Here is a 13023-nt window from a genome sequence, read left to right on the forward strand (position 1 = left end):
AGTGCGGGAACACGGGCACGCCTCCGCCGGCGGCGGCCCCGAGGCAAAAACCGAGTCAGCCGAACAGCTCCATGACAACGCTCGCCCACCAATTCGAACAATACGGCGCCTGGAGAACGGGGGTCCTCCAGTCCCTGGCCGAATTCCAGTCGTGGCTGCAGCAGCACGACCTGTACGACGCACAGGCCGACGACCGCGTGCAGCGCATCCAGAACGTGCTGCGCAGCGACCGGCTCAAGGTCGCCTTCATTGCGGAGTTCTCGCGCGGCAAGAGCGAACTGATCAATGCGATCTTCTTTGCCGACTATGGGCGCCGCATCCTGCCGTCGTCGGCGGGCCGCACCACGATGTGCCCGACCGAGCTGCGCTACGACGAGGCCGAGTCCCCCTGCATCCGGCTGCTGCCGATCGAAACCAGGCTTCAGGACGCCTCGACCGCGGATTTTCTCGAGGCCGGCCCGTCGGCACACTGGCATACGGTGCCGCTGGACCCGTCCTCTCCCGAGGGCATGCTCGAAGCCTTCCAGCACGTGGTCCAGACCGTGCGCGTGCCGCCGCAGCAAGCCGAGGCGCTGGGCCTTTACCATGAGAGCGACCCCGATGCCGCTTACGCGGTCGATGCCGAGGGCATGGTCGAGATCTCGCGCTGGCGCCATGCGGTGATCAATTTCCCGCACCCGCTGCTGCGCCAGGGGCTGGTGATCCTCGACACGCCGGGGCTGAACGCGATCGGCACCGAGCCCGAACTGACGCTGCGCCTGATCCCCGACGCGCACGTGGTGGTGTTCGTGCTGGCCGCCGATGCCGGCGTGACCAGAAGCGACCTGGAGTTGTGGCGCACCCACGTGGATGCCGGCCACCGGCGCGGTTGCCTGGCCGTGCTCAACAAGATCGACGGGCTCTGGGACCCGTTGCGCCAGCCGTCCGAGATCGCCGGCGAGATCGGGCGGCAGGTCTCGAGTACGGCCCAGGTGCTGGGCATCGAGCAGGCGCGTGTCTATCCGGTGTCGGCGCAGAAGGGCCTGGTGGCCAAGGTCACGCACGACGACGTGCTGCTGGCGCGCAGCGGCTTGCCCGAGTTCGAGCATGTGCTGTCCGACCAGCTGATCCCGCGGCGGCGCGACATCGTTTCCGACCAGGTCCACCGGCAGGCGCAGGACATGGCGCGCGCCGCGCAGCAGCTGCTGCAGAGCCGCCGCCGCGATATCGTCGAGCAACTGTTCGAGCTGCGCGGGCTGCGCGGCAAAAACCACGCGATGGTCAAGCACATGCTGATGCGCGTGCAGGGCGAGAAGGAAGAGTTCGAGCAGAGCATCAGCAAGTTCCAGGCGCTGCGGCTGGTGTTCGGCCGCCACAGCGCCGACATCATCAAGAGCCTGCAGCTGCGCGATGTGCGCCGGACCATGCGGGCCGCGCGCGAGCAGATGAAGGAACGCTTCTTCTCGCGCGGCCTGCGCGAGGACATGGATGCGCTGTTCGCCCAGCTCACCGCGCTGGTAACCGATGCCGACAACAAGATCGGCCAGCTGCACCAGCTGATCGAAAGCATGTACCGGCGCTTCAATGCCGAACACGGCTTCACGCTGCCCGCGCCGATGCAGTTCACCGCCGAGCGCTACGTGGCCGAACTGCAGGAAACGCTGCGGCTGGTGCATGCGCACTTCGGCACGGTCAGCATGCTGACGCGCTCGCGGCCGCAACTGGTGCAGAATGCATTCAGCACCATGGCCAGCCGCGTGCTGGAGAACTTCCGCGACCTGAACCGCGATATCGAAGTGTGGCTCAAGTCGGTGATGACACCGCTGGAAGCACAGGTGCGCGAGCACCAGAAGCAGTTGCGCCGGCGCGTCGATTCGATCGAGCGCATCCATGAAGCGACCGATACGCTGGAAAGCCGTATTGCACAGCTCGAAGAAGTGCTGAACGGGCTGGATGAACGCAGCGGGAAGATCGAGGGGTTTGCGCAGCGGTTGCTGCGGCCGGCGGCCGGGGCAGAGCAAGCGAGCCTGGCGGTGGCGTGACGGGAAGCGGCTGACGGGAATCGGTTTCCGGGCCGGTATATCATGTAGCGCCGCGCATAGCGGCGTTTTTTTTGCTGACAACGTTCGCATCCCCCGAGAGCGATGCAACGCCGGTCGTCAACGCTTACGCTTCACACCACTGGCCGTACCCCATGCCCCGCAAGTCCGCCCCCCGAGCCACCGCAGCCATCCCCGACGACTTCCGCGTGCCCCCCGATTTCGGCGCACGGGTCGTCAACTGGCAACGCGTCCACGGCCGGCACGACCTGCCGTGGCAGAACACGCGCGACGCCTACCGCATCTGGCTGTCGGAAATCATGCTGCAGCAGACCCAGGTCAGCGCGGTGATCGAGTATTTCCAGCGCTTTGTTGCCACATTGCCGACGGTGCAGGCACTGGCCGCAGCGCCTGCGGACCAGGTGATGGCGCTGTGGGCCGGCCTCGGCTACTACTCGCGCGCGCGCAACCTGCACCGCTGCGCCATGCAGGTGGTCAGCGAGCACGGCGGCGTTTTCCCGACCGATCCCGCGGTGCTGGCGACGCTGCCCGGCATCGGCCGCTCGACCGCGGCGGCGGTCGCCGCCTTCAGCGCCGGCGTGCGCTCGCCGATTCTCGACGGCAACGTCAAACGCGTGTTTGCGCGCTGCTTCGGCATCCATGGCCATCCGGGCGAGCGCGCGGTGGAAACGCGCATGTGGCAGCTGGCCGAGATCGCGCTGCCCGCAGCGGGCCCATGCCAGGCCGAAGACATGATCGCCTATACGCAAGGGCTGATGGACCTCGGCGCGACGGTCTGCTCGCGCGGCAAGCCGGCGTGCCTGGTCGATGCCGGCGCGTGTCCGCTGTCCGCCGACTGCGTGGCGCGCCGCGACGGGTTGACCGGCGTGCTGCCCACGCCAAAGCCGCGCGCCGCGATCCCCGAGCGCAACACGGTGATGCTGATGGTGCGGCGCGAGCGTGAAGTGTTGTTGCGGCTGCGCCCCGACAGCGGCATCTGGGGCGGCCTGTGGAGCCTGCCAGAGATGCCGGTCGAAACCGTGCCCTTCGATGCGGAAGCCGCCGAAGCCGCGGCGCTTGACTACGCCCGCGTCTACGGCGCCCCCGTGCGCGCCGCGATGGCGGGCGAACTGACCCATGTCTTCACGCACTTCCGCCTGTTGATCCGCGCGATTCGCGTCGATGTGGGGGCCGGTGACCTGATGGTGCAGGACAGCGCCACGGAAGCCACCACGGAAACCACGCAACGCTGGCTTTCGCTCGACGATCTCGATGCGCTGGGCACGCCCGCGCCGGTGCGCAGGCTACTGGAGGACCAGGCCCGCGGCGGCCTGTTCTGAAGGCTGAAGGCGGCTCCGCGCCGTTCAGACGATGTGGTTCTGTCGCATGTAGCGGTGCACGATCTCGATGCGCATGCCCGCATCGGGCAGCGCCATCAGCATCTGCTTGGCTTTCAGCGGCACCGGCAGCAGTTCGCACAGCCGGTTGGCGACCCAACTGGGGTCGTCCCACAGGTACGGCTCGTCGAACGGCATCCGGTCGGGCTGCTCCGCATGCAGCCGCGTCACGATCCGGCGCAGCGCGTCCAGGCATTCGCCCAGCAGTTCGAGCTTGCAGTCGATGATATCGGCGGGCAGTACTTCGGCACGCGCCACCAGCAGGCCGTCGTCGCGGGTCTCGTGGCTGATGATCTGGAAACGCTCGCGCCCGCGCGCGCGGATCAGCAGCACGCCGAGTTGCTCCATGTTGCAGTCTACGATTTCGGCCAGACAGCCGACTGTTTCCGGCACGGTAGCCTTGCCGGGCCGTGCCACTTCTTCGCCGCTCTCGATCAGGCAGGTGCCGAACGGCGTGCTGTCGCGCAGGCAGTTGCGCACCATGTCGACATAGCGCGCCTCGAACACGCGCAACGGCAGCCGGCCACCGGGAAAGAGCACGGTGTGCAGCGGGAACAGCGGGAGGTTGTCTAGCGTCTGCGGCTCGGGGTCGGACCCGGCGGACGTGGTGGGGCGGTAGAGGTCGGTGGAAGACATGCGGTGCCAGCGTGCATAAGGGGATGCAGGGGGGTGCCAGAATGCAGCAACGGCGCGCCGCCGGACCGTACACCGCGCTGCCGATGCCCGCAGGCACGCGCGCTTGGCGTCAGCCCGCCGGCGCGAGCTCTCGGTGTCTCACCAGCACATTACCATGCGCGCGGAAATAGTTGGCGAGCCTTTCCGCAATATAGACCGAGCGATGCTGGCCGCCGGTACAGCCGATGGCGACGGTCAGGTAGCTGCGGTTGTCGGCGATGAAACTCGGCAGCCACTTTTCCACATAGGCACGGATATCCTCGGCCATCGCCAGCACCATCGGCTGCGCCTGCAGGAAATCGATCACCGGCGTGTCGCGCCCGGTCAGCGGGCGCAGCGCCAGGTCGTAATAGGGATTGGGCAGCGAGCGCACGTCGAACACCATGTCGGCGTCGCTGGGCACGCCGTGCTTGAAGCCGAACGATTCGAACAGCAGTGTCAGGCGCTCGCTGTCGTTGCGGATCAGCTCCTTGATCCAGCTGCGCAGCGTATTGGTGCGCACATTGCTGGTATCGATGCGGTGCGCGGCCTCGGCCAGCGGGCTCAGCAGCTCGCGCTCCATTTCGATCGCTTCCATCAGCGCGGTGTCGTTGAAGGCCGGCTCGCCACCGGGGTTCACCACGCCACTATCGGTGCGGATCGACAGCGGATGGCGCCGGCGCGTCTCGGAGTAGCGCTGTACCAGCGCATCCGAGCTGGCCGTCAGGAACAGCACCTCGACCTGGTGCTCGCCGGCGAGCGTACGCACGGTATCGGGCAACTGGTCGAGCGACTCGCGGCTGCGGATGTCGGTGGCAACGCCCAGGTGCGTATAGCCCTGGCTGGAGAGGTAGCGGACCAGTTCTGGGATGAACTGCGCCGGCAGGTTGTCCACGCAGTAGTACCCCGCATCTTCGAGGACGTTCAGTGCGACGGACTTGCCGGAACCGGAAATGCCGGTGATGAGGATGATGCGCATAGCAACTGAAGCATAGCATCACGTGATGGCCGCGTCATGACAGCGGGACGACTGCTGACCCGGAAACAACGATGGCGAACCTCGCGGTCCGCCATCACTTGGCTTGCTCGGAAGAAGACCTGCCTCAGGCCGACTTCGACAGGCACTCCTTCATGTATGCCTTGTATTCGTCGCCCTTCTTGCCCTTGCCTTCCTTGCTGCAAGCGGCCATCTTTTCCTGCTGGGTCTTGGGCGCCGCGTCCGGCTTGGCCGACAGGCATTCCTTCATGAACGCCTTGCGCTCGTCCCCCTTCTTGTCGCCCGCCTGCGTATTGCAGGTCTTCATCCTTTCCTGCTGCGCGGTGGGCGCCTTGGCGGCGTCCTTCGCCGGGGCCGCCGGTGCCGACGCCGACTGGGCGAAGGCCACGGATGCCAGCAGCGGTGTGACCAGCGCGCACATCGTGATCAGTTTCTTCATGCTTGCTCTCCTTGGTGTGGAAAACATCACGGCCGCACGGTGCGAGTTACCTCGCGGCGGCCTTGGAATGGGCTCGATGCCCATTACAGCACAAAACGGCGCACTGGATGTCGGCGTTGACGGCGGGGGAGGCCGCTGTTGTAAGCAATTGAAAACGCGGGCGTGGGCAATCAGCCGCAATCAGCGCGATCAGCGCGATCAGCGCGATCAGAGCAGGCGGCCCTGGCCGCGCGAGACCGCATCGGCCTGCATCGCGGCGCGCTGGCGGTCCATGAAGTCACGCAGCGTGTCGATGCCGCGCAGGCGCAGGATGGTGTTGCGCACCGCGGCCTCGACCAGCACGGCGAGGTTGCGGCCGGCCGCCACCTGGATCTTGACCATATGGATCGGCAGGCCCAGCACGTCGAGGTATTGCGAATCGAGCGGCAGGCGCTCGAACTCGCCGTCGTTGCGGCGCACCAGCTGCACCACCAGCTTGATCTTCATTTTCCGGCGCACCGCGGTCTCGCCGAAGATGGTCTTGATGTCGAGCAGGCCCAGGCCGCGCACTTCGAGCAGATTCTGCAGCAACGGCGGGCAGCGGCCCTCGATGAAGTCCGGCCCCAGCCGTACGAAGTCAACCGCGTCGTCAGCCACCAGGCCGTGGCCGCGCGAGATCAGTTCCAGGCCCAGTTCGCTCTTGCCCAGGCCCGATTCGCCCATGATCAGCACACCCATGCCGAGGATGTCGAGGAACACCCCGTGCATGGTCACGCGCGGCGCGGAAATGCGCGACAGGTACAGGCGCAGGTGGTCGATCACCGCGGCGGACGACACCGGCGTGGTGAACAGCGGCGTGGAAGAGCGCGTGCAGCGCAGCTCCAGGTCCGGCGGCGGCTCCATGCCGTCGGCCACCACCAGGAAAGGCGGCTCCAGCAGGATTAGCTCGCCCATCTGGCGCTTGCGGATATCGTCGTCCAGCCGCTGGTAGTAGGTAATCTCGGGCTTGCCGAGCACCTGGATGCGGTTGGGGTGGATCAGGTTCAAGTGGCCCACCAGGTCCGCGGCGGAGGTGGCCTCGCGGGCGAATTCCACGTCGAAGGCGCGGTCCGCACCTTCCAGGCCGGCCACCCATGAGAGTTTGAGGTCGGCTGCGTTGTCGTCGAAGATGGACTGGGAGGTGACGCCGGTGAGTTCCATTCGGGTATGACGTGTGGGGCGGTGTGCCAGGCGCTGTGCCTGTCCGGTCTGTGCCGGCCCGTTCAGGACGATCGGTGAATCAGGGATGCCATTCGGTCAGCAGCTGGTGCACGGCTTCGGAAGTGGGCAAGGTGGCCAGCCCTTCGCGCATGTCGCGGTCCGATAGCAGCTGCGCGATCTCGGACAGGATTTCCAGGTGCTGCTGCGTGGCCTGTTCCGGCACCAGCAGGAAAATCAACAGCGATACCGGCTTGCCGTCGGGCGACTCGAACGGGATCGGCTCGGCCAGGCGCATGAAGGCGGCGAGCGGTTGCTTCAGGCCCTTGATGCGGCCGTGCGGGATTGCCACGCCGGCGCCAAGTCCGGTGGAGCCCAACGACTCGCGCGCGAACAGGTTATCCGTCACGGTGGCGCGCGCCACGCCATGGTTGTTCTCGAAAAGGAGCCCGGCCTGCTCGAACACACGCTTCTTGCTGGTGACGCTGACGTCGAGGGTGATATTGCCGGGTGGCAGCAATTTGGCCAAACGATTCATGGGCGATGCGCAGGATTTCAGTTAGCGGGCGGATCCGCCGTTCCGCAGGGCAGTGCGTGGCTCAGAGGCTGCCGGTCGCCGGCAACGCCGAGGCGTCCGGCCATTATAGAGCAGCGGCCTCCCTGTGATTGTGCAGCGCAGCGCCGCGCCTGTGGGCGTCCGCACCTCAACCGGGCGGGGCAGGATGCGGTTCTGCATGTATGGCGCAGCATACACCCTGCCGCGGCCATTGCGAACATTCCGTCTCAAACGGGTGACAGGCCTTTGCGCAGGCGCCACAGCGCCGCGGGCGCAAAAAAGCCGCGCAATGCGCGGCTTGCCTGTTCAGTTTTGATTCAGCAGCCCTCTGCGGAGCCACCGGGCATTCTCATTGCTGCATCTGCGCTGCGGCCATCTGGTACTTGACCGCTTCGCGGTCGTGGCCTTGCACGCGGTCCTTGTAGCGCAGTACCTGACGGTCCAGCTTGTCGACGAGTGCGTCGATCGCTGCATACAGGTCTTCATGATGCGCTTCAACGAAGATGTCCTTGCCCCTGAGATGTAGATTGATTTCCGCGTATTGCCGACGGTCCTTTTCCTTGTGGTTGTCGACAGAGAGCAGCACGCTAACGCCAATGACCTGATCGAAATGCCTGACGATTCGCTCCAGCTTCGTTTCCACGTACTCACGCAACGGCGGCGTGATGTCAAGGTGGTGTCCACTGATCTTGAAGTTCATAGCGCTTCTCCTTCTGAAAGAGCCTCACCAGGCAGGCGGTGGGCTCGGCTACAAAGACTTGCGGAGATTCACTGCGGGGATCTTCAGGGCTTCGCGATATTTGGCAACGGTGCGACGTGCGACAACGAAGCCTTGCTCACCCAGCAGTTCGGCGATGCGACTGTCGGAAAGGGGATTCCTCGGGTCTTCGGCTCCTATCAGTTGCTTGATCAAGGCGCGGATGGCCGTTGATGAAGCCGCGCCACCGGTTTCGGTGGACACGTGGCTGCCAAAGAAGTACTTCAGTTCGAAAGTACCCATCGGCGTTGCCATGTATTTATTGGTCGTCACCCGGGAGATGGTTGACTCGTGTAATCCCAGTGTATCGGCAATCTCCCGCAAAACCAAGGGGCGCATGGCGATTTCGCCGTGCGTGAAAAAGTTCTTTTGACGCTCGACAATGGCCTGTGAGACACGCAGGATCGTGTCGAACCTTTGCTGGATATTCTTGATCAGCCAGCGTGCTTCCTGCAGCTTCTGCTGCAGGCCCGCGGTACCCGACTCGCCCTTGGCGCCGCGCAGGATCTGCGCGTACATGTCGTTGATGCGCAGCCTCGGCATCACATCCGGATTGAGTTGCGCGATCCAGCCGCCGCCGCTCTTGCGCACGAACACATCGGGCACCACGAAGTCGGCCTCGGGGCGGCTGTATGCATGGCCGGGGTAGGGGGCCAGCGAGCGGATCAGTTCGTGGGCGGCCTTGAGTGCAGGCTCGTCTACCTGCAGGGCTTTTTTCAGGCGCGTGTAGTCGCGCACCGCCAGCAGTTCGAGGTGGTTGTGCACGATGTTCAGCGCCAGCTCGCGCTGCGGGTGCTGCAGCCGGCGCAATTGCAGGCCCAGGCACTCGGCCGCGTTGCGCGCGCCCACGCCTGGCGGGTCGAAGCTTTGCAGCAGCGTCAGCATCGCCTGCACTTCCTCGATCTCGAATTCGAGTTCTTCCGGCAGTTCGGCGCAGATCTCTTCGAGCGTCGCGGCGAGGTAGCCGTCGTCGTCGAGCGATTCGATCAGGAAGATGGCCAGGCCCTTGTCGCGCACCGAGATCTTCAGCGGCGTGAGCTGTTCCATCAGGTATTCGCGCAACGTGGGCTCGGCCTCGCGCAGCTGCATCGGCGTCTTCTCATCTTCGTCGCCTTGCGGGCGGCGGGCGAAGTCGTCCAGGCTCCAGTCGCCGCCGTAGTCTTCGCCGCTGTTGCTGTCGCCGTAGCTGTCGTCGTCGCCTGCGCTATCGGTGCGCGCCTCGCCGTTGCCTTGCGGTTCGGCTGGTGCCGGCGCCGGCGCGCTCTGCACGTTGACCGAGCCATCGGCGGCCACGCGCAGCGGGCTGTCGATCCAGTCGTTCTCGCGTTCGAGCAGCGGGTTTTCCGTGAGCGCCTGTTCGACTTCCTGCTGCAGTTCCAGCGTCGAAAGCTGCAACAGCCTGATCGACTGCTGCAGTTGCGGCGTCAGTGCCAGGTGCTGGGAGAGGCGGAGCTGTAGCGACGGTTTCATGCGACCTATTCTATGCGCATCTTTCCGTTGTTGGAACGGAAATTGCTATCGATGTCGCGGCTTGATCGACGCCGGCAGTGGGCGGCCCACATCCAGATCATGGGGCCGGTAGCAGGCAGAATCAATGGCCTGCCGCTGCGGGCAGGCGGGTACATCACATGCGGAAGTTTTCGCCGAGGTAGACGCGCCGCACCGATTCGTTGGCGATGATCTCTTCGGGCCGCCCGGCGGCCAGCACGGTGCCTTCACTGATGATGTACGCGTGGTCGCAGATACCAAGCGTTTCGCGCACGTTGTGGTCGGTGATCAGCACGCCGATGTTGCGCGCTTTCAAGAAGCTGACGATGCGCTGGATTTCGCCCACTGCGATCGGGTCCACGCCGGCGAACGGTTCATCCAGCAGGATGAAGCGTGGCGACGATGCCAGCGCGCGCGCGATTTCCACGCGGCGGCGTTCGCCGCCCGACAGCGACAGCGCCGGGTTGTTGCGCAGGTGCGCAATCTGCAGGTCGTCGAGCAGCGCGTCGAGCCTGCGGTCGATCTCGGCCTTGGCCAGCGGCTTGCCGTTCTCCACCTGCAGCTCCAGCACGGCGCGGATGTTTTCCTCGACGTTGAGCTTGCGGAAGACCGAGGCTTCCTGCGGCAGGTAGGACAGCCCCATGCGCGCACGCTCGTGGATCGGCAGGCCACTGATGTGGTCGCCGTCGAGCACGATATCGCCCTCATCCAGGTTCACCAGCCCCACGATCATGTAGAACGAGGTGGTCTTGCCCGCGCCGTTGGGGCCGAGCAGGCCGACCACTTCGCCGCTCTTCACGTCCAGCGAGACATCCTTGACCACTGTGCGCGAGCCATAGCGCTTCTTCAGGTGGCGCACGACCAGCGTGCTGCCGCCTTCGAGGACGGCTGTGGCTTGGACGGAAGGCTTTTCGGCGATGGTGGCGGTATCGGTCATTGGCACAGTCTGGCGTTCAGCGTTTCAGGCGGGGACGCGGTCCCCGCGAGGCGTCAGGGTTTGTTGGCGGGCGCGGGCGCCGGCTTCAGGTCCAGCGGCGAACCACTGCCCGAACCCTGCGCATTCGGGTCCTGCCGCGGCGACAGCACCGCGCGCACGCGGCCCGACGGATTGGCGGCCGAGGTGTTGTCGCCGCCGCCGGCAGCCGTGTAGAACTCCTTGCGGCTGTCGTAGGTCAGCACCGCGCCGCGGATCTCGTCGAGCATCTTGGCACCCTGCAGGCGCGCCATGCGCGCTTGGCCGATCAGCTTGGACAGCTCCTGCTTGCCGTCGTATTCGATGCGGTCGCCCCAGCCGTCGATGTACTCGTCGACGCCTTCGCGCTTCTGCCGGATATAGGCCTGCTTGCCCGGCTTGGAAGTGGCCACCGCGAACTGGTAGCCCTCGGGGTCGGTGCGCAGCTCGGCCGCATCCGACTTCAGGATCATCGTGCCCTTGGTCAGCACCACGTTGCCGGTCAGCGTATAGATCTGCTTGACGTCGTCGTAGCTGGCGTTGTCGGCCTCCAGCACCATCGGCTTGTCGCGGTCCGCGCGCTCGGCCAGCGCGGGCTGGGCCAGCAGCAGGCCGAAGGCCATGGCCGTGGCGAGCAGGGCCGGGGCGGCGTGTCGACGGGACGAAGTCGTCAGGGATGCAGTCATGTTGGCAGCTGTGGCTAGAGGGCGTGGTGGTGCGGGTTAGGCGGGTATTGCGTGCTTGCGGGTCTTGTGGGGCAGGCAGGGTGCGCAGCGGCATTGCCGTTGCCGGCGGCCGCCCGCGCGGGCCGGGTCAGGGCCCCGGCGTACGGCCAGGGGACGGCCCGGTGACGATGGTGCCGCGTACATTGCCGAGCAATTGTACTTCGCGGGTGACGTTGTTGAAGATCAGCCCGTTCGCGGTCATCACCGAGGGGCCGCGCGTCAGCTTCACCGGCTTGTCGGTCTTGACAATGTCGTCATTGACCAGCAACTGGAAATAGCTTGACGCGGCGGTCAGCTGCGGATCCTTGGACGGGTCGGCGCCCTGCTGGCGCAGCACATGGCCGTTGCCGTACAGGTCGATCACCGAGCCTTCCGCATTCATGCGGCCAAGGTCGGCCCGCGCCGTCACCGGCGGGCGATCCGGCTCATAGGCACGCAACGCGGGGCGAGTGACCTCGTAGGTCTGGTCGTCCTCGAAGTGAACCATGCGCTCGCCGGTAAAGCGGATCTTGGTGCTGCCGTCCTGCGCCAGTTCCGTGGCCGAGAAGCGGTCCATGAAATAGTCCGGCTCGTGCTTCTTGGTCGCCTGCGTGTCCTGGCTTTCCTTGGGCGAGTTGATCTGCACCAGCCAGAAGGTGCTGCCGGCGACGATGGCCATCAGCAGCAGCGGCAGCAGCCGCATGACGATACCGCTGAGGGAGGCGATGAGTGCCTGCATTATGTGCTTGCCCGTGACCCGTTCAGATGACCTTGGCGCGGGTCAGGTCGTGGATATGCAGCGCGCCGACCAGGCGGCCGTCGTCATCGACCACCAGCAACTGGTTGATGCGGTTGGCTTCCATGATCTGCACCGCCTCGACTGCGAGCTGGTTCTGGTTGACCACATGCGGGTTGCGGTGCATGACGTCGCCAATGGGAACGGTCTTCCAGTCGCGCGGGGTTTCCAGCAGGCGGCGCAGGTCGCCGTCGGTGAAGACGCCAATGGCATGGCCGTCGGGATTGACCACCGCGGTCATGGCCATGCCCTTGCGTGTGATTTCCATCAGCGCCTGGGCGAGCGGGGTGTTTTCGCGGACTTCCGGCACCGAATTGCCGGTGCGCATCACGTCGCGCACATGGGTCAGCAGCTTGCGGCCGAGCGCGCCGCCGGGATGCGAACGGGCGAAGTCTTCCTCGCCGAAGCCGCGCGCGTCCAGCACCGCCACTGCCAGCGCATCGCCCAGCGCCAGCGCGGCGGTGGTGCTTGCCGTCGGCGCCAGGTTCAGCGGGCAGGCTTCCTTTTCCACGCCCGCGTCAAGGTGCGCGTCGGCCAGCTTGGCGAGGTTCGATTCAGGATTGCCGGTGACCGAGATCAGCCGCGCGCCGATGCGCTTGACGATCGGGATGATCGACAGCAGTTCGCCGGTCTCGCCGGAATTGGAGAAGGCGATCAGCACGTCGTCGCGCGTGACCATGCCCAGGTCGCCGTGGCTGGCTTCGGCCGGATGCACGAAGAACGCCGGGGTGCCGGTGGAGGCCAGCGTGGCCGCCACCTTGCGCCCGATATGGCCGGACTTGCCGATGCCGGAGACCACCACGCGCCCGCTGCATTGCAGGATCATCTGCACGGCATGGGCAAAGTCGTCGGTCAGGCGGCCGGAAAGTGCGGAAACCGCATCGGCTTCAGTCTGGAGGGTATCGCGGGCGAGCCTGAGTGCTCGATTCGCATCGAAATTGGCTATCATGGCGTCGAAGTATACCAACGAATGCGCTGGCGTCCGGGGCTGCCTCCAAGTGCCCATGCGCCTGCCGTACTCACCGCGCTTGCCACGTTTTCCCGGCAGGGTGCCCGTGCCGGGTCGGACGCGCACCTGGCCGGTCACCC

13 protein-coding genes are annotated in these 13023 nt (G+C 65.7%); 2 read left to right on the forward strand and 11 right to left on the reverse strand.

Annotated elements, in window-relative coordinates; translation table 11 throughout:
* The first annotated feature begins 71 nt into the window (after positions 1–71).
* Positions 72–2021, forward strand: coding sequence for a dynamin family protein (locus ACIP1U_RS00360; protein WP_400310314.1), 1950 nt, complete (start codon positions 72–74; stop codon positions 2019–2021).
* A gap of 152 nt (positions 2022–2173) precedes the next feature.
* Entirely contained in the window at positions 2174–3358 is a 1185-nt protein-coding gene (gene mutY / locus ACIP1U_RS00365; RefSeq protein ID WP_400310317.1) for an A/G-specific adenine glycosylase, read from the forward strand.
* 24 nt (positions 3359–3382) lie between these two features.
* Here the strand turns inward: mutY and ACIP1U_RS00370 are convergent, their stop codons facing one another.
* The 11 genes from ACIP1U_RS00370 to ACIP1U_RS00420 all read right to left on the reverse strand — a co-directional run bounded on the left by ACIP1U_RS00370 (position 3383) and on the right by ACIP1U_RS00420 (position 12883).
* A complete protein-coding gene (locus ACIP1U_RS00370; protein WP_400310320.1) occupies positions 3383–4051 on the reverse strand; it encodes an LON peptidase substrate-binding domain-containing protein in 669 nt (222 codons plus the stop codon).
* Between the two features lie 109 nt (positions 4052–4160).
* Positions 4161–5048: an RNase adapter RapZ gene (rapZ, locus tag ACIP1U_RS00375; protein WP_400310322.1), complete on the reverse strand. Its 888-nt coding sequence runs from the start codon at positions 5046–5048 to the stop codon at positions 4161–4163.
* A 124-nt stretch (positions 5049–5172) separates the two neighbouring features.
* Positions 5173–5505 carry a PsiF family protein gene (locus tag ACIP1U_RS00380; protein WP_400310325.1) on the reverse strand — a complete coding sequence of 111 codons (333 nt, stop codon included), beginning with the start codon at positions 5503–5505 and terminating at the stop codon, positions 5173–5175.
* 207 nt (positions 5506–5712) lie between these two features.
* Positions 5713–6684 carry an HPr(Ser) kinase/phosphatase gene (gene hprK, locus ACIP1U_RS00385; protein ID WP_063236682.1) on the reverse strand — a complete coding sequence of 324 codons (972 nt, stop codon included), beginning with the start codon at positions 6682–6684 and terminating at the stop codon, positions 5713–5715.
* Positions 6685–6763: 79 nt separating this feature from the next.
* Positions 6764–7219: a PTS IIA-like nitrogen regulatory protein PtsN gene (gene ptsN, locus ACIP1U_RS00390; protein WP_029046777.1), complete on the reverse strand. Its 456-nt coding sequence runs from the start codon at positions 7217–7219 to the stop codon at positions 6764–6766.
* Positions 7220–7586: 367 nt separating this feature from the next.
* Positions 7587–7937, reverse strand: a complete 351-nt coding sequence (gene hpf, locus ACIP1U_RS00395; protein WP_029046778.1) for a ribosome hibernation-promoting factor, HPF/YfiA family — start codon at positions 7935–7937, stop codon at positions 7587–7589.
* Between the two features lie 48 nt (positions 7938–7985).
* The gene (locus ACIP1U_RS00400) at positions 7986–9464 is read right to left on the reverse strand and encodes an RNA polymerase factor sigma-54 (protein ID WP_400310330.1); all 1479 of its coding nucleotides are present in this window, start codon (positions 9462–9464) and stop codon (positions 7986–7988) included.
* A 154-nt stretch (positions 9465–9618) separates the two neighbouring features.
* Positions 9619–10419 carry an LPS export ABC transporter ATP-binding protein gene (gene lptB, locus ACIP1U_RS00405; RefSeq protein ID WP_400310333.1) on the reverse strand — a complete coding sequence of 267 codons (801 nt, stop codon included), beginning with the start codon at positions 10417–10419 and terminating at the stop codon, positions 9619–9621.
* Positions 10420–10472: 53 nt separating this feature from the next.
* A complete protein-coding gene (lptA, locus tag ACIP1U_RS00410; protein ID WP_400310336.1) occupies positions 10473–11120 on the reverse strand; it encodes a lipopolysaccharide transport periplasmic protein LptA in 648 nt (215 codons plus the stop codon).
* 127 nt (positions 11121–11247) lie between these two features.
* On the reverse strand, positions 11248–11877 hold the full coding sequence (gene lptC / locus ACIP1U_RS00415) for an LPS export ABC transporter periplasmic protein LptC (RefSeq protein WP_209756422.1): 630 nt from the start codon (positions 11875–11877) through the stop codon (positions 11248–11250).
* A 22-nt stretch (positions 11878–11899) separates the two neighbouring features.
* Positions 11900–12883: an SIS domain-containing protein gene (locus tag ACIP1U_RS00420; RefSeq protein WP_400310338.1), complete on the reverse strand. Its 984-nt coding sequence runs from the start codon at positions 12881–12883 to the stop codon at positions 11900–11902.
* Positions 12884–13023: the final 140 nt, after the last annotated feature.

Source organism: Cupriavidus sp. NPDC089707 (genome assembly GCF_044748965.1).
In the GTDB taxonomy this organism is placed as follows: domain Bacteria; phylum Pseudomonadota; class Gammaproteobacteria; order Burkholderiales; family Burkholderiaceae; genus Cupriavidus.

Coding starts and splice junctions, on each gene's coding strand:
- lptA (WP_400310336.1), bottom strand. CDS start 11,120: ATGACTGCATCCCTGACGACTTCGTCCCGTCGACACGCCGCCCCGGCC.
- ptsN (WP_029046777.1), bottom strand. CDS start 7,219: ATGAATCGTTTGGCCAAATTGCTGCCACCCGGCAATATCACCCTCGAC.
- ACIP1U_RS00400 (WP_400310330.1), bottom strand. CDS start 9,464: ATGAAACCGTCGCTACAGCTCCGCCTCTCCCAGCACCTGGCACTGACG.
- rapZ (WP_400310322.1), bottom strand. CDS start 5,048: ATGCGCATCATCCTCATCACCGGCATTTCCGGTTCCGGCAAGTCCGTC.
- ACIP1U_RS00420 (WP_400310338.1), bottom strand. CDS start 12,883: ATGATAGCCAATTTCGATGCGAATCGAGCACTCAGGCTCGCCCGCGAT.
- hprK (WP_063236682.1), bottom strand. CDS start 6,684: ATGGAACTCACCGGCGTCACCTCCCAGTCCATCTTCGACGACAACGCA.
- lptC (WP_209756422.1), bottom strand. CDS start 11,877: ATGCAGGCACTCATCGCCTCCCTCAGCGGTATCGTCATGCGGCTGCTG.
- lptB (WP_400310333.1), bottom strand. CDS start 10,419: ATGACCGATACCGCCACCATCGCCGAAAAGCCTTCCGTCCAAGCCACA.
- ACIP1U_RS00370 (WP_400310320.1), bottom strand. CDS start 4,051: ATGTCTTCCACCGACCTCTACCGCCCCACCACGTCCGCCGGGTCCGAC.
- ACIP1U_RS00360 (WP_400310314.1), top strand. CDS start 72: ATGACAACGCTCGCCCACCAATTCGAACAATACGGCGCCTGGAGAACG.
- mutY (WP_400310317.1), top strand. CDS start 2,174: ATGCCCCGCAAGTCCGCCCCCCGAGCCACCGCAGCCATCCCCGACGAC.
- hpf (WP_029046778.1), bottom strand. CDS start 7,937: ATGAACTTCAAGATCAGTGGACACCACCTTGACATCACGCCGCCGTTG.
- ACIP1U_RS00380 (WP_400310325.1), bottom strand. CDS start 5,505: ATGAAGAAACTGATCACGATGTGCGCGCTGGTCACACCGCTGCTGGCA.